Below are 25,176 nucleotides of genomic sequence, written 5' to 3' on the forward strand. Positions count from 1 at the left end.
GCGCGCGGGGCTGACCTGCTTTCGTCCGCCCACCTCACGCTGAAAAGAGCAAACGTGCTAAAAACCGCCCTGACCCCCCGCTGGCTCCTTGGCCTGCTCCTGGTGCTGGCGCTGGCTAGCGGTTTTGTGATGCTCAGCAAGTGGCAGATTAACGCCTCTACCCTGGGGCAGGTCACCGCAGATCCGGCTAAGGACGTGGTGCGCCCCTATAGTCGGGTACTTCAGGCCCATGACGCCCTGAACATGTCTGAGGTTGACACCGTGGTTGAGGCAACCGGCAGCTATGTGCCGGGATCCACCTACCTGGTGGAAAACAAGCTGAAGGACGGTGCCGAGGGCTACTGGCTAGTCAGCCTCTTCGTTCCTGACGATAGTCAGCAGGTAAGCACCAGTCTGGGGGAGGGGCCCCGCGGTATCGTCGTGGCCCGCGCCTGGACCCCTATCGCTGAGATCCCCGCTGAGCCTACCGGCACCGTGACTATCGCGGGGCGCGTTGTGGGTAACGATGCTCCGCTGACCAGCCGTGACATCAGCGATGAAAACCGGGGCAGGGATCGTGTGCTGGCCTCCGCCAACTCCTCCTACCTGACCAACGTCTGGAACGCCGCCCTCTTCAATGGCATTCTCACTCTCGATTCTGAAAGTACAGGGGCCACCCCGCTGACCGACCAGGGCACTATCGCCGAGACCGCCACCCTGCTCGATAGCAGCGGAGCTCTACAGCCCATTCGTGCACAGCAGGTCACCGATGACACCGTCGACTGGCTCAACATCTTCTACGCCCTAGAATGGCTGGTCTTCGCAGGCTTTGCCCTCTACCTCTGGTATCGCCTGCTCAAGGACTCAGTCGAAAAAACCACAGACCCTACCCTCTACTTCGAATACGAGGGGCAGTACTGGGTCGATGAAGAAACCGGCTGCCCCTACTACTGGGACCCGGCTGACCAGACCTACTACTACTTTGATGATATTCAGGACGCCCCCGCCCCACCTGCCCGGTAGGGGCTAGCTGGCCCACCGGCGTCCGCCCACCAGAAACCGACCACCCACACCAGCTAAGGGAGAAACCAGCTGTGAGCGAGAACCCCACTCCGCGCCCCGTCCACCGTACCGATGGCAAGAAAGTAACCCTCGCTGAGGGAACCACCGAAACCAACGCCGCAGGCGGTTTTACCGTTCGCAAGAAATTCGGCGGAACCGAATCCCAGATTCGCGGGGCCCTGACCATCTACAAGTGGTGCGCCTGGATTTCAGGTACCTTCTTGCTGCTACTGGTTGCCGAAATGATCAGCCGTTACATCTTCGGCTACGACCTGGTGGCCGGTGGCGTAGACGCCCAAACCGGTGAAACCGTGGCCTTGGGCTGGCTGAACCTCGAGACCGGCAACCTGCACGGGGGAGTCAATATCTCCACCGGGATCCTGATTGTTCACGGTTGGTTCTACGTCTTCTACCTCGTCTCCTGCTTCCGCCTCTGGCTGCTCATGCGCTGGGCCCTGCCCCAGATGATTGTTATGGCCCTGGGCGGTGTGGTTCCCTTCCTCTCCTTCATCGTGGAGCGCCGCATCTACGCAGAAACCCTGGCACTGCTTGCCGCCAACCCGCAGGCCACCAAACGGTACTAGGTCTAGCGCTTCCCTGCACTAGAATAGAACCCAAGGATTACCCCTCAACCCCAACCGAAAAGGTATATACCTGTGACTACCCACAACCCCATCGAGGAGCTCGAAGAGCGCCCCGTGCTGGTCGTTGACTACGGCGCCCAGTACGCGCAGCTCATCGCGCGCCGCGTGCGTGAGGCCGGTGTCTACTCTGAGCTGGTTCCTCACACCATGCCTACCGAGAAGATGCTCGCTAAGAACCCGGCTGCCATTATCCTGTCCGGTGGCCCCTCATCTGTCTATGAGGATGGCGCCCCCAAGGGCGACATCGCCATGTTCGAAGCCGGTGTGCCCGTCTTCGGTATCTGCTACGGTTTCCAGGTCATGGCTCAGACCCTCGGCGGTACCGTCGCTAAGACCGGTCTGCGCGAATACGGCGCAACCGACGCCGTCGTGTGTGCCGAGAATTCCTCTTTCTTGACCGGTACTCCCAAGACCCAGAACGTCTGGATGAGCCACGGTGACTCTGTCTCCGAAGCCCCTGCCGGCTTCGAGGTTCTGGCCCAGACCCCCGGTGCAGCGGTTGCAGCTTTCGTCGATGAGAAGCGTAAGTTCGGTGGCGTGCAGTGGCACCCCGAGGTCAAGCACTCCGACTACGGCCAGGTTGCCCTGGAGAACTTCCTCTTCAACGTGGCTGGCCTGAAGAAGACCTGGTCTACCGGTAACATCATCGAAGAGCAGGTTGCTAAGATCCGCGAGCAGGTGGGCGATGACCAGGTCATCTGCGCCCTCTCTGGCGGTGTTGACTCATCTGTTGCCGCAGCTCTGGTTCACAAGGCTGTGGGCGACCAGCTGACCTGCTTCTTCATCGACCACGGTCTGCTGCGCGAGGGCGAGCGTGAGCAGGTGGAGCAGGACTACGCCTCAACCATGGGTATCAAGGTTGTGACCATCGATGAGTCAGAGCGTTTCTTAGGCGCTTTGGCCGGTATTACTGAGCCTGAAGCTAAGCGTAAGGCTATTGGCCGTGAGTTCATCCGCTCCTTTGAGGCTGCCCAGCGCAAGCTGATTGAAGAGGCTGGCGCTGAGGGCACCGACATCAAGTTCCTGGTGCAGGGTACCCTCTACCCCGATGTTGTTGAATCCGGCGGCGGCGAGGGCGCTGCCAACATTAAGTCCCACCACAACGTGGGCGGTCTGCCTGATGACCTGCAGTTTGAGCTGGTTGAGCCCCTGCGCACCCTCTTTAAGGACGAGGTCCGCGCTATCGGCCGTGAGCTGGGTGTTCCCGAGAAGATTGTTGCCCGTCAGCCTTTCCCCGGCCCCGGCCTGGGTATCCGTGTGATTGGTGAGGTTAATAAGCACAACCTGGATATCCTGCGCGCTGCTGACCTGATTGTGCGCGAGGAACTGACTGCCGCTGGCATGGACGAGGAGATCTGGCAGTGCCCCGTGGTGCTGTTGGCAGACGTCCGCTCCGTGGGCGTGCAGGGTGATGGCCGTACTTACGGTCACCCGATTGTGCTGCGCCCGGTGTCGTCTGAGGACGCGATGACTGCTGACTGGTCACGCCTGCCTTATGACCTGCTGGCGAAGATTTCTAACCGGATTACGAATGAGGTTGCTGAGGTGAACCGAGTGGTTCTGGACGTGACCTCAAAGCCTCCGGGAACGATTGAGTGGGAATAAACCAAATTTTCCGAGCGAGCGAGGAAATAAAAATTTGGTTTATTCCGCGAGCCTGCGAGCGGTTTAGTTGACTTAGCGCGGCTGCCGCTTGCGGGCCTCAGGCGAGGAGCTTGCGAACTTCGTGAGCTCCTCGTTTTGTTATTCCGCGAGCCTGCGAGCGGTTTAGTTGACTTAGCGTGGCTGCCGCTTGCGGGCCTCGTATACCTGAACAGCCCCCGTCCTTCCCCGTTGAGGGGATTGGGCGGGGGCTGTTCTGCGCGTGGGGCTGTGGTTTAGCCGCCGAAGTTGAAGATCCAGGTGATGCCGTACTTGTCGCTGAGGGAACCGAAGGTGGCGCCCCAGGGGGGGGGCGGCTGTGAGGGGCTGAATGTTGGTGGCACCGTCGGAGAGCTTAGCGAACCAGGGGCGGGCGGTCACAACGTCCTCTGCGGTGCCGACGAAGGAGGCTTCCATGTTGGTGGTGGCCTGCGCCGGGGCTTCTGAGAGGGCAGCGCCATCTGAGACGCGCAGGTTGAAGCCGTGCTCGGTAATAAGTTCGGCGTACATGACCAGGTTTTCGTGTTCGGGGGCGACGGGGGCCTGGAAGTCCTTGAAAACAGAAAAGACCATCTAAATCAGAAAAACCCACCTGGTTCGTGGGTTTTTCCGATTTAGATGGTACCTAGTGTTAGGCGGCGATACGGTAGATGCGGGCCTCGTAGGGGCGCAGGGTCAGCTCAGCCCCGGCCGCCTGGTCGGCGGCGTCCGAGTAGTTGGCTAGCACAATCTGGGCGTCCGCACCTTCCAGCACCTGGTAGGTGCGGTTCAGGACGCCGTCGGTAAAGTTGGCGACGACCAGCAGCTTCTCGCCCTCCCCGTGGCGCTCGTAGGCGTACACTTCAGAATCTTCAGGGTCCAGGGGCGCAAAGGAGGCGTAGACCAGCAGGTCCTTGAGCTCACCGCGGCGCAGGGCTACCAGCTGCTGGTAGTAGCGCCACAGCGAATCCTCGCGGTTCACAGCCTCAGCCGCGTTGATCTCGGTGTAGTTCTCATTCAGCCCAATCCAGGGGGTGCCGCTCGTAAAGCCGGCACCGGCGTCCGCGCTCCACTGCACCGGGGTGCGGGCGTTGTCGCGGCCCTTGGCGTAAATCAGGGCCATAGCCTCATCCGCGCTCATGCGGTCGTGCTCGGTGACCATATCGGTGTAGAAGTTAATCGAATCAAGGTCCTTGTAGTCCTCGATCGAGTCGAACTGCACGTTGGTCATACCGAACTCTTCACCCTGATAGATGTAGGGGGTGCCCTGCATACCGTGCAGCACAGTAGCCAGCATCTTGCCGGAGAGCTCCCGGTACTCGGCAGAGTCGTTACCGAAGCGGGAGACGACGCGGGGCTGGTCGTGGTTGTTCCAGTAGAGCGAACCCCAGGCCTTGCCGTCCAGCTCGGTCTGCCAGGTGTTCAGAATCTGCTTCATCTCGGTCAGCTCAACCGGCTTGCGGGACCACTTGCCCATGCCGGTCTCAGGGTCAGAGTCCAGGCCCATGTGCTCAAAGTGGAAGATCATGTGCAGCTCGTCGGTGGTGAAACCGGAGAACTGGACGGCTTCCTCGGGACCGGTGACGCTCATCTCGCCCACGGTCATGCAGTCGTACTTGTCGAAGGTTTCCATGTTGAGCTCGTGCATCCACTCGTGCACCTTGGTGCCGTTTTCAATCACGAACGGAATAGACGAGGAGTGCTTTTCGGGGTCGACGCTGGGGTCATCGGGCAGGCCCTCGGGCTTGGAGATGATGTTGATGGCGTCCAGGCGGAAGCCGTCGACGCCCTTATCGAGCCAGAAGGTGACCAGGTCAAAAATTTCCTGGCGAACCTTGGGGTTTTCCCAGTTGAGGTCGGGCTGTTTGCGGGAGAACATGTGCAGGTACCACTGGTCGGTGGTTTCGTCGTATTCCCAGGCCGGGCCGCCGAACTCACTGCCCCAGTTGTTGGGGGGCAGAGGTTTGCCGTCCTCATCGACGCCCGATGAGTCCCGCCAGATGTAGTAGTCGCGGTAGTCGTTATCGCGGGAGGCGCGGGCCTTTTCGAACCATTCGTGTTCGTCTGAGGAGTGGTTGACGACCAGGTCCATTAGGATCTTGATACCGAGGGAATGGGCGGTTTCGAGCATCTGATCGAAGTCGTCCATGGTGCCGAACTCGGGCATGATGGCCCGGTAGTCGGAGATGTCGTAGCCCATGTCGTCGTTGGGGGAGGCGAAGACGGGGGAGAGCCAGATGACGTTGATGCCGAGGTCTGCCAGGTAGGGCAGGCGGGCGGTGATACCGGGGATGTCGCCAATGCCGTCGCCGTTGGAGTCGTTGAAGCTGCGCGGCCAAATCTGGTAGACGACCGCTTCCTTCCACCAGGTCTTTCCTGAGTTATCTGCCATGGTTTAGTCCCTTTCGTAGAGGTAAATTTTTGCTTCGTAGGGGCGCAGAGTTGCGCCTGCGTCGTCGGCGTAGTTGCTGCTGAGCAGGGTACGCGCACCGCCTGGTTCGGTAAAGGTGCGGGTGAGGACGCTGTCGGTAAAGTTGGCCACGACCAGCAGGGTTTGGTGCTCGGTGGGGCCGGTGCCGTGGCGCAGGTAGGCGTAGACTTCGGCGTCCTCGGTGGCGGGTGCCTCGGCCGAGTCGATGAGCTCGTAAGTGCCGTTGACCATGATGGGGTGGGCATGGCGCAGGTTGATGAGGTCGCGGTAGTGGTAGAAAACCGAAGACTCATCGGCAAGAGCTGCCTCAGCGTTAATTTCGGTGTAGCGGGGGTTGAGCTTGAGCCAGGGGGTGCCGCTGGTGAAGCCTGCCTGCTCACCGGCCGTCCACTGCATGGGAGTGCGGGCGTTGTCGCGGCCGGAGGCTGAGATGTAGCGCAGCATGGTGTCGTGATCGACCACACCTGAACCGACCAGCTTGGCGTAGTGGTCGTGAATTTCCAGGTCGTTGTAGTCAGCCAGGTCGGTGAAGAAGACGTTGGTCATGCCCAGCTCTTCGCCCTGGTAGATGTAGGGGGTACCTGCCATGCCGTGCAGCACGGTGGCCAGCATCTTGGCGGAGAGTTCCCGGTACTCGGGCGAATCGTTGCCGAAGCGGGAGACAGCGCGGGGCTGGTCGTGGTTGTTCCAGTAGTTGGCGTTCCAGCCCTTACCAGCTAGGTCTACCTGCCACTTGGTGAGGATTCGCTTGAGGTCGCGCAGGTCAAAGCGCTTATCGTTCCACTTGCCCAGGGCGGGGTTGGGGTTGGCGTCCACGCCCATGTGCTCGAACTGGAAGAGGGTTTGCAGTTCGCCGCGGTCAAAGCCGGTGTAGAGCAGGCCGTCGGCGGTGGTGACGCCGGGAGCCTCGCCCACGGTGATGACGGGGTAGTGGGAGAGCACTTCCCGGTTCATTTCTGCGAGGTATTCGTGGACGCGGGGGCCGTTGGCAGCCATGGTGATAGAGTCGGTGCCGCCACCGGCTGCTACCTGGGGGTCGTTAGGGTAGGCCGGGTCCTTGGAGATGAGGTTGATGACGTCCATGCGGAAGCCGTCGACGCCCTTATCCAGCCAGAAGCGCATGAGGTCGTAGACTTCGTTGCGGACGACCGGGTTTTCCCAGTTGAGGTCGGGCTGCTTGGTCGAAAAGAGGTGCAGGTAGAACTGCTCGGTGGTAGGCTCCCATTCCCAGGCGGAGGGGGAGAAAGCCGCGACCCAGTTATTGGGCGGAATCGGGGTGCCGTCCTCGGTATAGCCTGCCGGGTCCTTCCAGATGTAGTAGTCGCGGTAGGGGTTCTCCCGGCTGCTCTTTGCCTGTACGAACCAGTCGTGTTCGTCGGAGGTGTGGTTGACGACCAGGTCCATCATGATTTTGATGCCGGCTGCGTGAGCGGTCTCAAGGAGCTCATCAAAGTCGGCCATGGTGCCGAACTCGTCCATGATGTCCCGGTAGTCGCTGATGTCGTAGCCGTTATCGTCGTTGGGGGACTTGTAGATGGGCGAGAGCCAAATGACGTCCACCCCAAGCTTGGCTAGGTAGGGGATTTTCTCGGTGATACCGGGGATGTCGCCGATGCCGTCGCCGTTGGAATCGTTGAAGGACCGCGGGTAGATCTGGTAGACAACGGGTTCTTGCCACCACTGGGTTTCGACTGTCATGATGTGCTCCTTTGCGGTTTGGCTAGATATCGAGGGTCAGTAGCAGACCGGAGTGGTCTGAAATTGCGGTTTCGTCGGTGTCGGGGAAGACGACATCGTGGGTGCGGACGCGCGTGGGCCGGTCGGTCAGCACAAGGTCGATACGCAGGGCTTGGGTGAGATTATCCCAGCCATGGATGGCCTTGTGAACGGTAAACTCGCCGGTCACCTGCTCAGCTACCGTGTAGGTATCGATCCAGCCCCGCTTCTGCATCAGGTCATAGCCTTCACCCTGCACCTGAGCCGCATTATTAAAATCGCCGGCAAGAATCACGGGGGCACCGTTAGCGAGCTGTTTCATCTGCCCCTCTAGCTGGGTGAACTCATCAGCAAAGAGGGCTACCTCACCGAGCTTCCACCAGCTCATATGGGCGCTCGCAATCCAGGCGCCACCGAACTCCTCACCCAGCTGAACCGCCACGGCAACCCGCCGGGCGACGTCCTGATCCGTATACGCCGGCGAAAGATCAACCAGCTCGCAGCGCTCAAAGGGCTGCCGGGTCAAAATAGCGACACCCTCGTCATAGCGGTCAAAGCCTAGGTGGGAAACTGACCAGGCCCAGTAGTAGGGGGACCCTAGCTGCTTCAAAAACTGGTTGAGCAGCAGAGCATAGTTATCCTGACGGACGGGGCGGTCAGCGCCCCCGACAAAGCCGAGAGGGGTATCCACCACGGCGGACTCCACAAACTGGTTGACCTCCTGCAGAGCAACTACATCAACCTGCTCCCGCACAATAAACTGAGCCAACTCAAAAATCTTGGGAATCTGGTGCACCTCAAGCCAGCTGTGGGTGTTCAGCGTTAATAGTTTCATCGAGTACAAGCGTCACTTTCACGGGTCAACGAGGAGAGTCCTACGGCTACCCATCCTAGGTGCGCCCGGCCTGTCTGCCCCCACCAAACCCGGCCCCTAGACCCCGGTACTTTTACCCGCTCCCGAAAAACGTGCCGGTTCACGGCATTAATGCCAAAGTACCCCAAATCACGCCTATGCTCGGCCAAAGAATGGTTAGATAAGGCTAGTAATCACACGGGTGGCGCTCCGCACACACCACGCTTCACGCGAACGCCGAGTCTCACCTATACATGAAAGGTTCTTATCCGATGATGGAGAAGATTCAGAGGTTCGGCTCGGCCATGCTGGCCCCCGTCCTCATCTTTGCATTCGCCGGTCTTGCAGTGGGTATTGCCATTATCTGCAAGAACGAGCAGCTTCTGGGCAGCATCGCCGCAGAAGGTACCGGCTGGTACAACTTCTGGTCCGTTTGGGAATCAGGCGCATGGACCGTCTTCAACCAGATGGAACTCCTCTTTGTTCTGGGTCTTCCCATCGCTCTGGCTAAGACCGCCCAGGCCCGCGCCGTACTCGAAGCCGGCATGATTTACCTGACCTTCAACTACTTCGTTGCTTCTATCCTCAGCATCTGGGGTGACAAGTTCGGTGTTGACTACAGCGTTGACCTTTCTGAAGGTGCAGCAGGTACCGGCCTGAAGCTGATCGCGGGTATCAAGACCCTCGACACCGGCATCTTCGGTGCCATTATCATCTCAGCAATCGTTGTCTGGCTGCACAACCGCTACTTCAACACCAAGCTGCCCGACTTCCTCGGTATCTTCCAGGGCACCCAGTTCGTCTACGGCCTGGGCTTCTTCCTGATGATGCCCATCGCACTGGCTTTCGTCGCTGTCTGGCCCACCATCCAGACCGGTATCGGTTCACTGCAGGGCTTCTTCATCTCTTCCGGTGTCTTTGGCGTCTGGCTCTACACCTTCCTTGAGCGCATCCTGATCCCCACCGGCCTGCACCACTTCATCTACACCCCCTTCGTCTTCGGTCCCGCCGTTGTTCCGGACGGCATCACCAAGTACTGGGTTGCCAACCTCGAAACCTTCGCAGCATCAACCACCCCCGTCAAGGAACTCTTCCCCGGTGGCGGCTTCGCCCTGCACGGTAACTCCAAGGTCTTCGCCCCCCTCGGTATCGCAGCAGCCTTCTACACCACTGCCCGCCCCGAAAAGCGCAAGGAAACCCTGGCTCTGCTGATCCCCGTCTGCCTCACCGCAATCCTGATCGGCATCACCGAGCCCCTCGAATTCACCTTCCTCTTCCTGGCACCCCCGCTCTTCGCAGTACACGCGGTCCTGGCAGCAACCATGTCAGCAACCATGTACGGCTTCGGCGTTGTCGGTAACATGGGTGGCGGTCTTATTGACTTCCTCTTCCAGAACTGGATTCCCATGTGGCCCAACCACTCCGGTATGGTCCTCACCCAGATTGCCATCGGCCTGGTCTTCACCCTGATCTACTTCGTGGTCTTCCGCTTCCTGATCCTCAAGTTCGACTTCAAGACCCCCGGTCGTGAAGTAGACGGTGGCGAAACCAAGCTCTACACCAAGGCTGACTACAAGGAAGCCAAGAAGAACGGCACCCTGGGCGCAGAAGGTGCAGCAGCAACCGCTGTAGCATCCGACCCCTACACCCAGCGCGCAACCGACTTCCTGGCCCTGCTCGGTGGCCCCGCCAACATCACCGATGTAAACAACTGCGCCACCCGCCTGCGCGTCTCAGTAGATGACCCCTCACTGGTCGCTACCGAAGCTGACTTCAAGTCTTCAGGCGCACTGGGCCTGGTCAACAAGGGCAAGGCCTTGCAGGTCATCGTCGGTATGGACGTACCCCAGGTCCGCGACAAGTTCGAAGAAATGGTCAACGCTGGCAAGTAATCGCTAGCTAGTACCCGCTGATACCCCAAGGGCTCCTGAGTAAAACCACCTATACTGTATAGAACTGCAGTGACCGTGAAATACTCAGGAGCCCTTGGTGGACTTACAGGAACTTGTCAACGCGCATCAGAACCGCCTCAGCGACACCGAACGCGAAATCCTCGCCTTTATGCTCAACAACGAGCAGTTCGTTGCCGACTCAACCATCAGCGCCCTGGCCCACAAGACCTTCACCTCGACGTCCAGCATTATCCGCCTGACAAAGAAGCTAGGGTTCTCCGGCTTCGCCGAACTGAAGTTTTTCGTGAAAAATTCACTTCTAGATGCAGCATCGCCTAACACAGATTTTCTAGAGAGCGGCCGCACCGACATCCTCAAAACCTACGAGGGTCTCACCAACGTCAACTTCGAGCCCATCCTCAAGAAAATTGAATCGGCTCGTACCATCTACTGCTACGGAACCGGTTTTGCTCAGCGCACCGCTATTCAAGAATTTTCAAAGTCCATGCTGGCCTGCGGAAAATTCACCCACGTCATTCCGGCTTCCAGCGAGTTTAGGGGGAGCATCGGCGTCATGAAGCCCGATGACCTCGTCATCATAGCCTCCCTCTCGGGCGAGACCGAAAGCGCTCTACCGACGGTACGGGCCCTGGCCGCCCGCAAAATCCCGATGATTGCCATCACCGCACTTGGCGTCAACACGATTTCTGCCGCCGCAGATTTTTCCCTCCACTACGAGTCCACACCCACCGTCACTGGAACAGCCAAAGAGCCCTACCACTCTTTTGTAGCTCTGAGCGTGCTGCTGGACTATACCGTTCGCCAATACATCCAGTACATCGATACCCAAGAAAAGAATTCATGAACGCCCTGCTCTATGCCCTGCGCGACACCCAGCGCCTCCGCACCTTCCTCTTCTGGTACTGGCTCATCAGCCCCATGGTTTTCTTCTTCTACCAGTTCGCGGTGTCGCGTGGAGAAAACGTCGACTTTCGCGAAATGCTCAACGAACCGGCTATCGCCCTTGCCTTCATCGTAAGCTGTATGTCGCTGATTATGGTGGGCCTACTCCGGGCAGCAGAAACCGAAAACGAAAACACCGAGCGCACCTTTGGCATGTTTGCGGTAGCCCAGCAGCTCCTCACCGGCAATATCCCCGGGTTCCTGCTGAGCTACTTCTACACCCGATCTCTCTGGGATGCTCCTCGTGAGCCCTTTGCCCCCCGCCTGCGCTGGGTCATCCTTGCGGGTATGGCCCTGCTCGGTCTGCTGTCTCTGCTCACCCTGCTGGCCTACATCAACCTGGCCACCGGCTAAAAGCAACCTCACCGGCCCTGTTCCTTCGGAACGGGGCCTTCCTATAGGGCCCGCGAACCTGTGCTATGGGCCTGAAACCTCTATGATGGTAGGGAAGTTAACACGTGCAGAAAGCTAGAGTAGATTCAGTGAACGAGCAGGTAGACCCTGAAACCGCTAACGAGCGCACTACCGGCGCCGCCCCCTGGTCCCAGGGCCATGCGCAGACCCCGCAGGAAGCCCCCGACTCTGCTGCTGATGAACAGGTAACAGCTCAGGTGCAGGCTGGCCTTGAAGCCTGGGCTGAGCAGATGGAAACCTATACCGGCCCCGATGCCATGCTGGACTTCAACCAGGTCGACTACGTGCACATCGACCTCACCGACGCCAATTCCTCGGGTGTTGCCCAGATGTTTATGGGCAGAAAGACCCGCCTCTCTACCATCTTGCGCGATAAGGCCAAATTTGAAGCCGGTATGGTGGCTGCCCGCGCCCTGCGCACCAAAATCTTTGAGCTGGCGACCGGGCATGGCCTGGACGCGGGCTACTTCGTAGCGGGTACAGCTTCCTGGCTTTCACGCGATGTGCGCGAGGACGGAATGGTGGGGGAGAAGCGCTTTATCGCCCCTATCCTGATGGCTCCTCTTGCTATCACCCCCCACCCCACCAGCGATGACTTCGAGATTCAGCTGACCGGCCCTGCCCAGCTCAACCCCGCCATGGTGCGGCAGATCAAGAAAGAGTACGGCATCGACCTGGGTACCATGGACGTTGCCCAGCTGGCTAACTCCATGCGCAAGCTAGACCCCGAACCGGTCATTGAGCGCATGCGGGCTACGACCGGAGCTGTACCCGGTATGACGATTCGCTCTACCTATTTCATCTCGACCTTCGCAGATCTCAAGGAAAGCACCGGGGAGCTACCGGCAACCGCCCACACCCCGCTCGTCCGCGATATTGCCCAGCTCAAGCTCAACCCGCTGGAGCAGCCCTTCGTTGCCCCCATCCACAACACCCGCGAACCCCTTGATAGCCGCGACCCTGACACCGACATGCTGGTGGTGGATGCGGACGCCAGCGGGCAGGATATCGTCGACCTGGCCCATCTGGGGCACTCCCTGGCTGTGACCACCGCTCCCGGTACCGACCAGCTCGGCACCGCAGCTAACATCGCCGCTGCCCTGATTCACCAGGGGAAATCTGTGCTTGTGGTAGGGGAGAAGCGTTCCACCCTCAACGATTTCAACCGCCTGCTAGAGCGTACCCACCTCACCGACCTCACCTTCGATCTGCTGACCGAACGGGACTCAGAGGCCTACCGGCAGGAGTTCATCTCAGCGATTGTGCGCGATGAGAAGGCTCCCGCCCCCAACGTCACCGATATCCACCGGGAACTGGTAGAAACCCGTGCCAAGCTGCGCGGCCACACCGAATCGCTGCGGTTCACCGAATCCCGCTGGGGCTGCTCTGTCTACGATGCCCTGCAAACCCTGGCAGCGCTTACCGCCCAGGACCCGGCGCCCTCTACCCAGGTACGTCTAGCCCGCACCACCATGGACGAGCTGACCCGCCGCACAGAGACCGTCCACAAGCTCCAGCGTCTAGCTGACCTTGGCGGTTTCCGCCCCTCAACCCGGGCCTCAGCCTGGCACCGGGCTAAGCTCACCAGCTCAGAAGATACCGAAGCCGCCCACGCCCTGGTCAAGAGCCTGCGTACTTCCCTGAACGAGGTGTCAGCGGGCATGACCCTCATGGCCGACGAAACCGGCCTGAAGCCCGCCACTACCATGGACGACTGGGGAACCCAGCTTGACCTGCTCGAACGTATCGCTGATACCCTCACCCGCTTCAGGCCCGACATCTTTGACCGCCCCGTCACCGACCTCATCGCTGCCACCGCCAGCGGTACCTGGAGGCGGGAACACGGTATCGACATGTCGAGCATCCAGCGCTCCCGCCTGCGCCGGGCCGCCAAAGAATACATCGTGCCCGGCGTTAACATCTCAGACCTGCACGAAAACCTCTTCATCGTTCAGGGTCAGCGCGAAGAATGGATTGGCCTGGCTAAGGACGAACGCGTCCCCACTATCCCCGAGAACCTCGCCGACCTGCGGGCCTGCTATACCGCCCTGCTCGAAGAATTCACGGGGCTAGCTATCGTGCTGGAAGATTCCCCGGCCGGCACCCGCTTCTCAGCCACCCCCCTCAACCAGCTCGAAGAGAGGCTTGCCGCCCTCATCGATGACGAATGGCTCCTACACACCCTGCCTGAGCGCGTCCGCCTCACCCGGGAACTGAGCGACCAGGGCTTGGGCGAACTCCTCGATGACTTTTACGAACGCCAGCTCGAAAGCGGCGCTGTAGCTGCCGAACTAGAACTTGCCTGGTGGCAGACCGCCCTTGAAATGATGCTGGCCTCTCAAGAACTTGAGATTCTGAGCGCAGATACCCTGCGTGACCTTGAAACCCGCTTCCGCCGGGCAGATTACTCGCACCTGGCGTCCGCCCCCGCCCGCCTGCATGCCCGCGTAGCCGATACCTGGCGCGCCCGCATCCACGAGTACGACCACGAAGCGGCCTTCCTGCGTAGCCAGCTCAAGAGCCACGAGTTCAACCTCCAGCAGGTGCTGACTCATGCCCCCACCATGGCCACCACCCTACTACCCCTGTGGATTACCAGCCCCTTCGCCCTCTCCGGCAAGGTGCCCACCGGTATGCGCTTTGACGCAGCGATCCTGCTCGATGCCGAATCTACACCGCTGGCAGCTAACCTACCTGCACTCATTCGCGCTGAACAGGTCATTGCCCTGGGCGACCCCCACAGCGGCTTCCCAGCCCCTTTCATGGTCTCAGCGGTAGCCCAGAACGCACCGGCGGTGAAGAACCAAAAACTGGTCAGCACCTTCGAGGCCCTCGCCAAGGTACTGCCTGGCCGGTCTTTGGCTACCGTCAACCGGGCAATTGACCCCGCCCTCTTTGGCTACCTCAACGAACACTTCTATGGGGGAGCTCTCACCAGCTACCCCTGGGGTGAAGAGATTACTGACGGCACCCCGGCTCTTACCGTGGAATACGTGGACGTCACCGGGCGGGTATCTGATAACGCTGCCCTCGATTCGCCCAGCCTTGAGGTGCAGCGGGTCGCCGAGATGGTCATCGAGCACGCCTACCGCAGCCCCCAGCAGACGCTAGCTGTTGTGACTACCACAGCCCGCCATGCCCAGCGTATTGCCGAGGCCGTCCGCCAGCTTCTGGTACGTTACCCCCAGTTTGCACCCTACTTTGCAGCGGGGGACGAATCCTTCCGCGTCGTTGATGTCTCCCGCGCCGTCGATATGGAACGAGACGTCATCATCTTCGCCCTTGGCGCCGGCAAAACAGCCCAGGGCGCAGCCCACCACTTCGGGCACCTTTCCGAGCGCAGCGGCCGCGAAAGCTTCGTGCTTGCAACCACCCGCGCCCGCCACCTCACCCGCCTGGTCACCTGCGTGACCCCCGAAGACCTAGACCCCCAGCGCCTAGAATACGGGGCCTTCGATATCTACCGCCTGCTGCTGGCCTACCGCCGTGAGCAAGAAGCCCGCGCCGCTCAGGAACTGACCAAGCCCATCACCGACAAGCTACCGGTCAACGAGTTCCTCACCAACGACCACCTAGAAGCCATCGACATGGGCGACTGGCTGCTCAACGACCTGGTGCGCCGCCTGGGCCAGCACAGGGTCACCCTGCATGAATCAGCTGTTCCTCTGATTTCGTTGATTGTGACGAGCGAGGAAGAATCCCTACTGGCCGGAGCAGTGGCTAGCCCCCGGGCCCGCACCATGGTGCAGGACGTGGACCGTACCACCCCGGTGAGGGTACCCCTGGCCGTCGTATCCGACGGATCAGACGCCTATGCCGCCATGAGCGTGCGCGAACGCTCCCGCCTGATTCCTGAGCTCCTGGCCCGTACCGGCTGGAACCACATGACCTGCTGGACTATCGAGGTCTTCTCAGACCCCGAAACCCTGGTCGGCCGAATTGGAAGCTACCTGGGGCTGGGGCGCAATGAGTAAGCCATCAGGCGCTGAGCCAGCAGGGGTAGGGGCCGAAACCCCTGGCCCCGGCTACAGCCCCGTACCCAAAAAACGGCGCGGCCGCCGCCGGGCCACCGGCGGCTCAGCCTTCACCGGCGCCGAACCCAAACTGGCAGGCCTCACCGAACCAAGTGCGTCCGCCCCGGCTACCGAGGGGGAGGACGCCCGGGCAACCTGGCTCAAAGAACAACGCCCACCCCACTACGGGCAATAAAAGAAGGGGCTGCCTGCCACATACCGTGGCAGGCAGCCCCTTGAACGTCTCTAGGCTTATTTGCCCTTATCGTTGGCGTAGAAACCAGAGCCCTTGAAAACCACACCGACCTGGCCGAACTTCTTGCGCAGGGTGTCCTGGCCGCACTCGGGGCAGGTCTTGAGCGCGTCGTCCAAGAACGACTGGTGCTGCTCAAACACGTGGCCGCAGTTCTTGCACTGGTAAACGTAAACAGGCACGGATAACTCCATCAAATAGGCGATAAATCTGGGGGTTATTCTACTCTGTTCTGGCGGCTCGTCCTCAATCACCCAGGCGGTGCAGGGTATTCTCCGTTGCCACAAACCGAAGTGTGGCATCCCAGCTATCTACAGGCAGACCATCAAGGATTTCCCGCTCAAACACCACCCCCACGGTAGAGGGGTCTTGTGCCAGAGGGCCAAGCTGCTCAAAAAGCCGGTCATAGTAGCCGCCGCCCTGCCCCAGCCGCCGCCCCGCCAGGTCGTAGGCAAGGGCAGGTACCAGGCGCAGGTCTGCCTGGATAAAGGCTTCAGCCCCGTGGCGCTCACCTACCGGCTCCACGATACCCAGCGCATTGATAGTGTGTTCTACCTGCGGCTGCCACTCTACCCAGGCCAGCTGACGCCGGGGGCGGACGACCGGCACCAGCACCCGGTATCCCTCAGCTACGGCCCGGGTTAGGGCCGGTAGCAGGGGAGGTTCAGTGGGAAGGGGCAGAAAGGCGGCAAGGGTGCTGCCTGCAGGGAGGCCTTGCCAGAGGGGAGCTAGGGTGCGTTCAAAGCCCTGAGCCGTTTCTTGATGCGGTGGGTTGTGGGTTCGGCGTCTGCGCAGGTAGCTGCGGGCAAAGGCCTTAGCCTGGGCGGTGCTTGCTGATCTACTAGAGCTCACGGGTGCCCTCCTGAAGAAGTGTTAGCTGAATCTAGTCACAATTTACCTCTCTTTAGGGCAGCGAATGCAGACAAACTCTAAAATTTGGGTATTCTGAAAGGTATGACTGAAAATAAATCACTCTCCGTGACCAAGGCTGTGATTCCTGCCGCCGGTCTCGGCACTCGCTTCCTTCCCGCCACCAAGGCCACTCCTAAGGAGATGCTGCCCGTGGTGGACCGCCCTGCGATTCAGTACGTTGTCGAAGAAGCCATTCGCGCTGGCTTGAACGACGTTCTGATGATTACCGGCCGCAACAAGCGCGCCCTAGAGGACCACTTTGACCGTGTACCCGGTCTGGAACAGCAGCTCGCTGACCAGGGCAAGGACGCCCTGCTCAAGAGTGTTGAAGACTCCAACGACCTGGGTGAGATCCACTACGTCCGTCAGGGCGACCCCAAGGGTCTGGGCCACGCTGTACTGCGCGGCAAGGTCCACGTTGGCAATGAGCCCTTCGCGGTTTTGCTGGGTGATGACCTGATTGACGAAAAAGAAGACCTGCTCTCTGCTATGGTTACTGTCCAGCAGAAGACCGGCGGCTCTGTCGTTGCCCTGATGGAGGTCCCCGAAGAGCAGATTTCTGCTTACGGCTGTGCTGCAGTGCAGGCTGTTGAGGGCGAGGACGGCTTCGTTAAGGTCACCGGCCTGGTCGAAAAGCCCGCTGTTGAGGATGCCCCCTCAAACCTGGCCGTCATCGGCCGCTATGTTCTTTCCCCCAAGGTCTTTGAGGTGCTGGAAAATACCGCACCGGGCCGCGGCGATGAAATCCAGCTGACCGACGCCCTGCAGACTCTGGCTCAGGGCACCGGCGAGGGCGAAGGTGTCTACGGCGTGGTCTTCAAGGGCCGCCGTTTCGACACCGGCGACAAGCTCTCCTACCTCAAGGCCAACGTCATTCTCGCTGCTGAGCGCGATGATCTGGGCCCTGAGCTGCGTACCTGGATTAAGGAATTCGCAGCCGAGCTGTAAGCCCTGATGCTACTGCTGGGCGGACGCGGGGCTAAGGGAGGCCCCGAACCGTTCGGTAGTGAGCAGCCTGGAAGCAGAAGAACTGGGTACCTTCTACATAGAAGGTACCCAGTTCTTATCTCATGGCCCTGCTCTGTTTGAGAGAGCTGGGGTAGAATGAACTAGATATTTGTGTCACAGAGATAAAGAACGGGGGCAGCGATGGACTTCCTGAGTGGTTCAGGCCTTATTTTGCTGGTATGTGTGCTGGTTGGCCTTGGGCTAGTTGTGCGCCGCCGTAAGTCAGATTCTGTGACCAGCATCGGGGCTGAGAAGTTCGTTGCCGATATCGTTGAGAGCCACGCCAGCGAGGCTGAGGCCCGCCGTGCGCCGTCCGCCCCTCCGGCTCAGGCCGCGACCGAAACCGCCCCGGCTTTTCGGCTGAAACCCACCCGTCTGGCTGTGTTTGGGCTAGCTCTAGCCTTTGCGCTGGCCAGCCTGGTCACGGGAGTTCTGTCTCTCACCGGTGGAGCAGCCCCGCTCCTTCCCCTCCTCTTCTTGCTAGCTAGCCTGGCATGCCTGGCTACCTTGCGAGTTTTGGCCCTGCGTGACCGCGACCGTAGGCGGGCCCGCACCGTACTGGCTGTTGAACAGCGCCAGGCCCAGCGGCGTCCTTCTGCCCCCTCAAGCACCTCTCATGCCCCCAGCCGCCAGCAGGGTCGCCCAGCAGCTACCGTCTCTACTGTCGAGCTGAAGCCTGCCCCCGAGCGTCCTGCCCGTGCCCGCCAGCAGATGCCGGTCAGCCACGCGGCTAAGGCTCTCCGCCGGGCAAAAACCCAACATCACCCGGTGGTAGCTGCATCTGCTCCCATTGCTGACGGCGAGGCCGCTACCCAGCAAAAGCCTGCCCGCCTACGCATGGACGAGGCCCTGCCCGATACCCGCTGGCAGGTCACCGCGGTGCCCCTGCCTACCTATCTTGAGGCAGAGACCGTGCGCAGGGAAGCTCCTGCTCCGCTTGAGACTGAAGCAGCTCCGAAGGCCCAGACCCAGACCCTGGCCGAGGCAGCAAGCCTCAACCTTGATGATGTGCTGAAGCGCCGCCGCGCCTAGGCGAAGATGAAGTTTTTTCAAAGAATAGATACCCAGCCGTAGCCTCACCCTGAGAGGCCGCGAAGCTGGGTATTCTGTTTGAGGGGCAGGACCACACCGCCCCACGATATTCTGAGGAAGGCTAACCGTATGGCTACACACCACCTGGAAATTGAGCAGAAATTTGAGCTTGCCGATGTGAACAGTGAGGTTCCCTCGGTGGAGTGGAGCTTTAAGCGGTGGAGTGTCAGCGAGCCTGTAACGGAGCAGCTCGACGCCACCTACTACGACACCCCCTCGGGCAACCTGGGGCGGCATAAGGTAGCTCTGCGCCGCCGCCTGGGTGGCTACGACCAGGGTTGGCACATCAAGTTCGACGCTGCGGGCCAGCGCCATGAGGTGACCTTTGACCTGCTATCTAACCGGTCCGCTATGCCCGCTGCGGTGAGGAAATTTGTGCAGGTGACATCCCTCGGAGAGGAGCTAGAGCCTCGGGTTTCTCTGAAAACCCAGCGGACCCGTACCGTGATTCTCGATAGGGCCGGGGAGCAGCTAGCTGAGATTTGTGATGACCGGGTGCAGGCCCTTGACTATGCCACCGGCCAGGAACGGGCCTGGCACGAGTGGGAGGTAGAGCTGCTGGGGCAGACCGCCCAAGATCGTAAGCTCACGGAAGCTCTCTTTACGGACGTTGCCCGTCAGCTGCAGGCTGTCGGGGCTGTGCCCTCGCAGTCGCCGGCTAAGATTGCCCGGGCCCTGGGGCATGACGCCGAGTTCGAGGCCCGGCGAATGGGCGGCAAAGCTAAGGGGCAGGGTAAGAAAGCAGCGAAAAAGAAAAAGAAGGCTCTGGCAGTTGAATTTCCCCCGGTGCCGAGCTCTGCTGAGCTGCTGACTCGGGTGCTTGCCTCTCACACCCAACGGCTTGCCCAAGCTGATCTGCTGGTGGCAGCGGGGGCACCCGATGCCACCCACCAGGGGCGCATTGTTGCCCGTCAGCTGCGGAGCGTGCTGAAGTATATGGCTATGCCGTATGCACGTAGCGGGTTTGCTCCAGCTCTGGAAGATATGATGCAGGGGCTGAAAACCTATGCCCGCCAGCTAGAAACGCACCGTAACGGTGAGCTTGTACACCCTATGGCCCAGCAGGTCTTGCAGGCCCACCCGGTGCTGGGGGAGAGCGCAGGCGCTGCCTTCGGTGCGGTCATGGAACACCAGCAGGCGGACGCAGCTGCCCAGGCCCGCCGCTACCTGGCCTCTGCTGGGAGGCTGGAACTTCAGCTGGCTCTCGAATCCTTACTGGCCGATGTGACCCTGGCTGTGGAGCTCCCCCTCAATAGTGAGAACTACGTGAATAAGGTAGCTAAGCGTTTGCGGAAGAGCCTGGTCAAGCAGGGGGATCGGGCCGTGGCTACCTGGCCAGAGCAGGCGGCTGATTTCTCGGCGGGCGCTGCTTTTGATGAGGGCCTTCATGATGTGCGTAAGGCTGCTAAGGCGGTGCGCTACTGTCTCTTTGCTGCTGCCGATGCTGGGCTTCCCCTGACCGGGTCCCAGGCTGAGCTGGTGGCGCGGGCTAAGGCTGTTCAGGCAGAGCTGGGTGAGCTGACAGACGAGTTGACGATGGGCGACTGGCTTCTGGGCCTGCGTGCTCAGGCTAATGAGCTGGGGCTTGACCCCTTTGCAGTCGGCTACCTACTGGGTCGCTCGGAGCTGCTGGCTATGGGCCTGCGTATGACTGCCTTTGACGCCCTGCCCCGGGCCCTCAAGAAAGTAAAAGGTATCAAGCTTACCTAAGTCTGCTCGTGAGCCCTACGGCTTCGTAGCTGACCTTCTTTAAAAAGCTAGAGGCACCTCAGTCAGGTGCCTCTAGCTGCATCACACACAGGAAGAAAAGTCTTCTTTGTACCGCCTAGCCAGCCCTCCCACAGGGCCTTGCGGCTATTTGGTAATAAAAATATAACCTAATTAAGCCCCCTGTGGCTAGTCTTTGGCGAAAATTTTTTTGGTTAACCTATTTTGTGGGATAGGTGAACCTAAAAAATGGCTTGTTGTGCCTTGCCACTGGGAGGAAGGGGCGATTCCCAGGTGGGAGAGGGGCGGACGCCGCCGTGCCAGACTCTGAGAACAGGCTAGACTGGTGGGGTGAGGGAATGGCTTGAAAGTTTGCACTGGGTTGCCGCCATCGGCTTTATGTGGGTGGTGGGTATTGTGCGTACCTCCCTCGTCTTTTCTCTGGGCTGGTTAGCCCAGGCTGGGGGTTCCCGCTTTGAGAAGATACAGCACCTGATGGGCCACCCCCTCTACCGCCGGGCCCAGTATTTTGTGAATCGCTGGGGTGTGCTGGCTGTTCCCGCCTGTTTCTTGACGGTGGGCTTTCAAACTGCGGTTATTTTGACTACCGGCTTTACCCGTATGCCCCTGTCCCGCTGGATTCCAGCTATGCTGGTGGGCACTTTCATGTGGGGTACCATCTACGCAACGGTTGGCATGTCGGTTGTCTGGCTTTGGCTTGAGAACCCACGGGTGGCCGCCCTGGTGCTGGCCCTGCTGGCGGCCGTCATTATCACCGCAAAAATCTGGGACAGAAAACGTTCCATGCCGCGACTACCGAAAGACACTAAGCTATGACCCTGAGCGAGCTGATTCTTGCCCACCCCGACCTGCTGGTTGACGATCAGACCGCCCGCTATGAGCAGGTGGGGCAGGTGCCCGGTCTCTGCGTGGGGTTTGTTCCCGGGGTTATGCCCGGTAAGTGGTTTACCCGGTGGCGGGAGCGCTATTCGGCGCTGGCTCCTCTGACCGACGTAGCCCTAGCTGAGGGGCAGGGCCTCGCTTCGCTCGATGCTTTTGCGGATATGGCGCTGGTGCGCGCTGAGGACGAGCCCGAAGCCCGCGATAAGAAGCGCTACCACGCGATTGAACTCTACCGGGAAACCCCGGTGGTGGTACTCCCTAAGGATCACCTGCTGACGGTGCTCGAGACCGTTCCGGTTGCTGAGCTAGCCGAAGAATTTTTACTCCAGAGCCCCGATGAGGTGCCCGAATGGCGCGATCTTTCCGCCGACTACCGGGCCGAGAACCCGCGTCCGCTACCTCAAATGAGGCACCGGGCCGACGCGATTGAGCTGGTGGCTGCCGGGCTGGGCCTGTTGGTGGTGCCGATGTCTGTAGCCCGTTTTTACCACCGCAAAGACCTGACCTACCGCCCGGTTGAGGGACTGGGTGAGTACCCGGTTTTGCTGGTGTGGAAGCGGGAGGTGCGTGAGGACGCCCGCGAGCAGGTAATCCAGGACTTTGTGGGGATTACCCGCGGCCGCACCGCTGCCTCTCAGCGCGGTAGTGATAGCCGCGAGGTGGCCCTTGAGAAGCAGCGGCGCGAGAAGGAAGAGGCCAAGCGGAAGCGGGCGGCTGCCAACAAGCGCCGTGAAGCGGAAGACCGCAAGAAGCGGAACGCCCAGAAGAACGGCAACCTGCGCCAGTACCAGGCCCAGAAGGGTGGCAGGGGGAGCGCTAAGGGCTCGGGCCGAGGCTCCCGGGGCAAAAGCGCTAAATAACAAGTTGCGCTGAGGGGCTACCGAGAGCTAGCCCTTTTGGTCGGTCTTTTCTTCTGCTTTCTGGGCAGAAGAGGAAACCACGGCGCGTTCCTCGTGTATCTCGCTGTGAATCACCGACTGGTTAGCCAGCGGAATACGAATGCCCCGCTGATCCATAGCCTTCTTGAGCTCTTCCCGGAGCTTACGCCCCACCGCGAACTGCTCTGAAGGGGCGGTCTTGACTGTCAGGCGCAGTACCACCGATTCGCCGGTTACAGACTGCACGCCCAGATACTGGGGCTTGCCCGAGATGTTCTCCCTGATGCCGGGTAGCTTGATGGCTTTTTGAATTGAGGTCATGAGGAAGCTCGCCATCTCGTCGATATCGGCATCGTAGGGAATGGGCAGGTCGATGATGGTGCGGGCCCAGCCCTGGGAAGAGTTGCCCACGCGTAGAATCTCGCCGTTGCGCACGTGCCAGAGGGTTCCGGCGGTATCACGCACCTGGGTGGTGCGCAGACCCACTGCCTCTACCTCACCCTCGGCCTCACCTAAGTTGACCCAGTCACCGATGCCCAGCTGGTCTTCGGCCACGATGAAGATACCCGAGAGGAAGTCTTTAACGAGAGACTGGGCACCGAACGAAAGCGCCACACCCACTACACCGGCTGAGGCAATGACGGGGGCAATATTGAAGCCCAGCTCGGCGATAATCATGACGATCATGACCGTCCAAATCACAATCGACGAGACCGACCGGAGCACCGAGCCAACGGTCTGTGCCCGCTGGGACTGGCGGGTGCTCGCCAGAGATGTATCGGCCTTCCACCGGCTAGTTTTGCCGCCCTTTTTCTCTTCTGCTGCAACCACCCGGTTGCGGGTGCCGCGGGCGATAGAGTCGGTGACCTGGCGAATGACCACGCGCACCAGGCCGTGTAAGACGAACCCGAGGATGATAATAATGAGTATGCGAAGGGGTGCTCCCAGCCAAAAATCTAGGCTAGCCAGCCTGGCCATTATGGTTCCGGCGGCCTCAGCGCTTTCTTCAAGGGGCGTTGTTTCTGCTGCTAAAATCCCGGTTACTGTCATACCTACGAGCCTATCGTCTTTGACTGAAGAAAACCGGTATGCCAGCTGCCCGCGAACGCTAGGGCGGCGCACCTGAGCCAAGGGTGCAATAGACTGGTTTTTCAGAGACGAACAAAGGAAGAAGAGATGCCCCTGGTGATGGATACCCGCCCGGCTGCTTACGCCGTGGTGATTGAGGATGGCAAGATTCTGCTCTCCCGCTGGGTACCGCATATTCCCGGTTACCGCCCCGGCTGGACCCTACCCGGTGGCGGCATGGACCCCGGCGAACAGCCCCATGAGACTGCCGTGCGCGAAGTCTTTGAAGAAACCGGTTACCGGGTGGAACTTGACCGCCTGCTGGGGGTGCACGCGGCCTACTTTGAGCCCGAAGCCGGGGCAACCCGTCCTTTCTGCGCCCTGCGTACCATCTACACTGCCCATATCACCGGCGGAGAGCTTACTGCCGAGATTGGCGGATCGACCGACCTGGCAGAGTGGGTTCCGCTGGCTGAACTAGACCAGCATTTCTACTACTCCCTGGTGGACGAGGCTGCACGCCTCTTAGGGTACGCGGACGCCCGCGAGCTGGCAGCTAGCTACCGGGAGGGTTCGCATGACTAGGGAAGCGACTAAGGAACAAGGACGCCCACGCGCACAGGGCTACCGCGCCCAGCTGGTTGCTCTCGCTGCGGCCACCGGCCTTCTGCTGAGCGGTTGCGGCAGCTCAACGACCGGCAGCGGTGCGACTACTTCGACCAGCCCCGCCACGACCGCTACCCTGCGTATCGGTACCGGGCTGACGGCGGAGACCCGCCACGCAGCCTATATCTACCAGGCTGCCCTGCAAGAAGCGGGCTACACCGTTGAGGTGGTTGAGACCGACGGTAGCCGACCCGCCTACTTTGCCAGTATGGGGATAGATACCGCAGCCACCGCTACAGCCAGCCCTACTGCGACCGGACCAGCAGATGGGCTTGTGCATATCACCCCTGATTTGTCTGGTGACCTGCTGCTCTACCTCACCGATAACGGAGCGGTTAGCCCCACCATTATCGAAGAAGAGCGGGCTAGCGCCGCGACAGACACCAGCCCCGCGCCAGACCCGACTGCGAGCGCAGAAGCTAGTGCGGGCGCGTCCTCTGATACCAGCCCTACCGCTACACCAAGTCTTAGCGCTACGCCCAGCCCCAGCGCTACCTCGCTGAACGTGCGCGGGCTCAGCAGCAACGATATCGTCAGCTACGTTGACCGTGCCCTGCCCGATAGCGCTGAGGTGCTCTCGCCCTCGAGCGCCACCAACCGGTATGGCTACGTAGTCACCCGGGCTACTGCCCAGCGCTACGGTCTGGAGACCATGAGCGACCTGGGGCAGGTCTGCTCTGAGCTCAGCCTGGTTGCCCCCGAAAGCTACGCCACCAACCCTAGCGGGGCTACCTCGCTGAGCACCCACTACAGCTGCACCCCGGAAACCAGCAAGACCGCAAATAGCCGGTCAGAGCAGGCCCAGGAGCTCATCACCGGCGCAACCAGCATGAGCTACATGTACTCAGCCAGTGCAGAGATTTCCGCTAATAACCTCGTACTGCTTGAGGACCCCGAGCGTACCCAGCTGGCGCAAAACATTGTGCCCGTCACCCGCGCTGGTGAGCTGCCCCAGCAGGTCAAGGACATCATCAACGATGTCTCCGCCAACCTCGACACCGATTCCCTGGTGCGTCTCAATACGCTGACGAGCGGCGATAACCCCGTCTCAGAAACCTACGCCGTCCATTTCTGGTTGACCCGTATGAAAGGGTAATCTAAA

22 protein-coding genes are annotated in these 25,176 nt (G+C 60.4%); 15 read left to right on the forward strand and 7 right to left on the reverse strand.

Translation table 11 applies throughout. The annotated features are described in order from the left end of the window. The first annotated feature begins 54 nt into the window (after positions 1-54). The 3 genes from L6762_RS05920 to guaA all read left to right on the forward strand — a co-directional run bounded on the left by L6762_RS05920 (position 55) and on the right by guaA (position 3,290). On the forward strand, positions 55-1,002 hold the full coding sequence (locus L6762_RS05920) for an SURF1 family cytochrome oxidase biogenesis protein (protein ID WP_237186022.1): 948 nt from the start codon (positions 55-57) through the stop codon (positions 1,000-1,002). A gap of 71 nt (positions 1,003-1,073) precedes the next feature. Further along, on the forward strand, positions 1,074-1,625 hold the full coding sequence (locus tag L6762_RS05925; RefSeq protein WP_237186023.1) for a DUF3817 domain-containing protein: 552 nt from the start codon (positions 1,074-1,076) through the stop codon (positions 1,623-1,625). 114 nt (positions 1,626-1,739) lie between these two features. Beyond that, positions 1,740-3,290 (forward strand): glutamine-hydrolyzing GMP synthase, encoded by a 1,551-nt coding sequence (gene guaA, locus L6762_RS05930; protein WP_237186071.1) that lies wholly within the window; start codon positions 1,740-1,742, stop codon positions 3,288-3,290. Between the two features lie 171 nt (positions 3,291-3,461). Here guaA and L6762_RS05935 read toward each other — a convergent pair whose 3' ends face one another. Genes L6762_RS05935 through L6762_RS05950 form a run of 4 tightly spaced genes read right to left on the reverse strand, consistent with a single transcriptional unit; the run spans position 3,462 to position 8,287 of the window. Continuing rightward, a complete protein-coding gene (locus L6762_RS05935) occupies positions 3,462-3,899 on the reverse strand; it encodes a hypothetical protein (RefSeq protein ID WP_237186024.1) in 438 nt (145 codons plus the stop codon). A 58-nt stretch (positions 3,900-3,957) separates the two neighbouring features. Beyond that, entirely contained in the window at positions 3,958-5,697 is a 1,740-nt protein-coding gene (locus tag L6762_RS05940) for a glycoside hydrolase family 13 protein (protein WP_237186025.1), read from the reverse strand. A gap of 3 nt (positions 5,698-5,700) precedes the next feature. Further along, on the reverse strand, positions 5,701-7,434 hold the full coding sequence (locus L6762_RS05945) for an alpha-glucosidase (protein WP_237186026.1): 1,734 nt from the start codon (positions 7,432-7,434) through the stop codon (positions 5,701-5,703). Positions 7,435-7,456: 22 nt separating this feature from the next. Beyond that, positions 7,457-8,287: an endonuclease/exonuclease/phosphatase family protein gene (locus L6762_RS05950; protein ID WP_237186027.1), complete on the reverse strand. Its 831-nt coding sequence runs from the start codon at positions 8,285-8,287 to the stop codon at positions 7,457-7,459. Positions 8,288-8,577: 290 nt separating this feature from the next. Between L6762_RS05950 and L6762_RS05955 the strand changes: the two genes are divergently transcribed. The 5 genes from L6762_RS05955 to L6762_RS05975 all read left to right on the forward strand — a co-directional run bounded on the left by L6762_RS05955 (position 8,578) and on the right by L6762_RS05975 (position 15,783). Next, positions 8,578-10,197, forward strand: coding sequence for an alpha-glucoside-specific PTS transporter subunit IIBC (locus tag L6762_RS05955; protein WP_237186028.1), 1,620 nt, complete (start codon positions 8,578-8,580; stop codon positions 10,195-10,197). Positions 10,198-10,294: 97 nt separating this feature from the next. Then, entirely contained in the window at positions 10,295-11,062 is a 768-nt protein-coding gene (locus tag L6762_RS05960; protein WP_237186029.1) for a MurR/RpiR family transcriptional regulator, read from the forward strand. Then, positions 11,059-11,514 carry a cell shape determination protein CcmA gene (locus L6762_RS05965; protein WP_237186030.1) on the forward strand — a complete coding sequence of 152 codons (456 nt, stop codon included), beginning with the start codon at positions 11,059-11,061 and terminating at the stop codon, positions 11,512-11,514. Before L6762_RS05960 ends, L6762_RS05965 begins: the two co-directional genes overlap by 4 nt. Positions 11,515-11,642: 128 nt before the next feature. Continuing rightward, positions 11,643-15,548 carry a DEAD/DEAH box helicase gene (locus L6762_RS05970; protein ID WP_237186031.1) on the forward strand — a complete coding sequence of 1,302 codons (3,906 nt, stop codon included), beginning with the start codon at positions 11,643-11,645 and terminating at the stop codon, positions 15,546-15,548. Further along, on the forward strand, positions 15,541-15,783 hold the full coding sequence (locus tag L6762_RS05975) for a hypothetical protein (RefSeq protein WP_237186032.1): 243 nt from the start codon (positions 15,541-15,543) through the stop codon (positions 15,781-15,783). The genes L6762_RS05970 and L6762_RS05975 overlap by 8 nt, the downstream gene beginning before the upstream one ends. A gap of 56 nt (positions 15,784-15,839) precedes the next feature. On the opposite strand, the gene L6762_RS11995 is transcribed toward L6762_RS05975, so the two are convergent. Next, entirely contained in the window at positions 15,840-16,142 is a 303-nt protein-coding gene (locus L6762_RS11995; RefSeq protein WP_336603584.1) for an FmdB family zinc ribbon protein, read from the reverse strand. Next, entirely contained in the window at positions 16,087-16,692 is a 606-nt protein-coding gene (locus tag L6762_RS05985; RefSeq protein ID WP_237186034.1) for a 5-formyltetrahydrofolate cyclo-ligase, read from the reverse strand. The genes L6762_RS11995 and L6762_RS05985 overlap by 56 nt, the downstream gene beginning before the upstream one ends. A 102-nt stretch (positions 16,693-16,794) precedes the next feature. On the opposite strand from L6762_RS05985, the gene galU reads away from it, so the two are divergent. From galU to L6762_RS06010, 5 genes are all read left to right on the forward strand, one after another. After that, positions 16,795-17,700, forward strand: a complete 906-nt coding sequence (gene galU / locus L6762_RS05990) for a UTP--glucose-1-phosphate uridylyltransferase GalU (RefSeq protein WP_237186035.1) — start codon at positions 16,795-16,797, stop codon at positions 17,698-17,700. Between the two features lie 243 nt (positions 17,701-17,943). Further along, on the forward strand, positions 17,944-18,792 hold the full coding sequence (locus tag L6762_RS05995) for a hypothetical protein (RefSeq protein WP_237186036.1): 849 nt from the start codon (positions 17,944-17,946) through the stop codon (positions 18,790-18,792). Positions 18,793-18,921: 129 nt separating this feature from the next. Beyond that, positions 18,922-20,562, forward strand: coding sequence for a CYTH and CHAD domain-containing protein (locus L6762_RS06000; protein ID WP_237186037.1), 1,641 nt, complete (start codon positions 18,922-18,924; stop codon positions 20,560-20,562). Between the two features lie 369 nt (positions 20,563-20,931). Further along, entirely contained in the window at positions 20,932-21,396 is a 465-nt protein-coding gene (locus L6762_RS06005; RefSeq protein ID WP_237186038.1) for a hypothetical protein, read from the forward strand. Next, the gene (locus L6762_RS06010) at positions 21,393-22,322 is read left to right on the forward strand and encodes a LysR substrate-binding domain-containing protein (protein ID WP_237186039.1); all 930 of its coding nucleotides are present in this window, start codon (positions 21,393-21,395) and stop codon (positions 22,320-22,322) included. The genes L6762_RS06005 and L6762_RS06010 overlap by 4 nt, the downstream gene beginning before the upstream one ends. 27 nt (positions 22,323-22,349) lie before the next feature. On the opposite strand, the gene L6762_RS06015 is transcribed toward L6762_RS06010, so the two are convergent. Further along, entirely contained in the window at positions 22,350-23,390 is a 1,041-nt protein-coding gene (locus L6762_RS06015; protein ID WP_237186040.1) for a mechanosensitive ion channel family protein, read from the reverse strand. Positions 23,391-23,516: 126 nt separating this feature from the next. Between L6762_RS06015 and L6762_RS06020 the strand changes: the two genes are divergently transcribed. Continuing rightward, positions 23,517-23,993, forward strand: a complete 477-nt coding sequence (locus L6762_RS06020) for an NUDIX domain-containing protein (protein WP_237186041.1) — start codon at positions 23,517-23,519, stop codon at positions 23,991-23,993. Beyond that, positions 23,986-25,170, forward strand: a complete 1,185-nt coding sequence (locus L6762_RS06025; protein ID WP_237186042.1) for a glycine betaine ABC transporter substrate-binding protein — start codon at positions 23,986-23,988, stop codon at positions 25,168-25,170. The genes L6762_RS06020 and L6762_RS06025 overlap by 8 nt, the downstream gene beginning before the upstream one ends. Positions 25,171-25,176 lie beyond the last annotated feature (6 nt).

Source organism: Rothia nasimurium (assembly GCF_928381705.1).
GTDB lineage: Bacteria > Actinomycetota > Actinomycetes > Actinomycetales > Micrococcaceae > Rothia > Rothia nasimurium_G.

Bases quoted from the DNA above. Each gene is read 5' to 3' on its own strand.
- L6762_RS05935 (WP_237186024.1), bottom strand. From the start codon at position 3,899: ATGGTCTTTTCTGTTTTCAAGGACTTCCAGGCCCCCGTCGCCCCCGAA.
- L6762_RS05940 (WP_237186025.1), bottom strand. From the start codon at position 5,697: ATGGCAGATAACTCAGGAAAGACCTGGTGGAAGGAAGCGGTCGTCTAC.
- L6762_RS05945 (WP_237186026.1), bottom strand. From the start codon at position 7,434: ATGACAGTCGAAACCCAGTGGTGGCAAGAACCCGTTGTCTACCAGATC.
- L6762_RS05950 (WP_237186027.1), bottom strand. From the start codon at position 8,287: ATGAAACTATTAACGCTGAACACCCACAGCTGGCTTGAGGTGCACCAG.
- L6762_RS05955 (WP_237186028.1), top strand. From the start codon at position 8,578: ATGATGGAGAAGATTCAGAGGTTCGGCTCGGCCATGCTGGCCCCCGTC.
- L6762_RS05965 (WP_237186030.1), top strand. From the start codon at position 11,059: ATGAACGCCCTGCTCTATGCCCTGCGCGACACCCAGCGCCTCCGCACC.
- L6762_RS05975 (WP_237186032.1), top strand. From the start codon at position 15,541: ATGAGTAAGCCATCAGGCGCTGAGCCAGCAGGGGTAGGGGCCGAAACC.
- L6762_RS11995 (WP_336603584.1), bottom strand. From the start codon at position 16,142: ATGCCACACTTCGGTTTGTGGCAACGGAGAATACCCTGCACCGCCTGG.
- galU (WP_237186035.1), top strand. From the start codon at position 16,795: ATGACTGAAAATAAATCACTCTCCGTGACCAAGGCTGTGATTCCTGCC.
- L6762_RS06000 (WP_237186037.1), top strand. From the start codon at position 18,922: ATGGCTACACACCACCTGGAAATTGAGCAGAAATTTGAGCTTGCCGAT.
- L6762_RS06010 (WP_237186039.1), top strand. From the start codon at position 21,393: ATGACCCTGAGCGAGCTGATTCTTGCCCACCCCGACCTGCTGGTTGAC.
- L6762_RS06015 (WP_237186040.1), bottom strand. From the start codon at position 23,390: ATGACAGTAACCGGGATTTTAGCAGCAGAAACAACGCCCCTTGAAGAA.
- L6762_RS06020 (WP_237186041.1), top strand. From the start codon at position 23,517: ATGCCCCTGGTGATGGATACCCGCCCGGCTGCTTACGCCGTGGTGATT.
- L6762_RS06025 (WP_237186042.1), top strand. From the start codon at position 23,986: ATGACTAGGGAAGCGACTAAGGAACAAGGACGCCCACGCGCACAGGGC.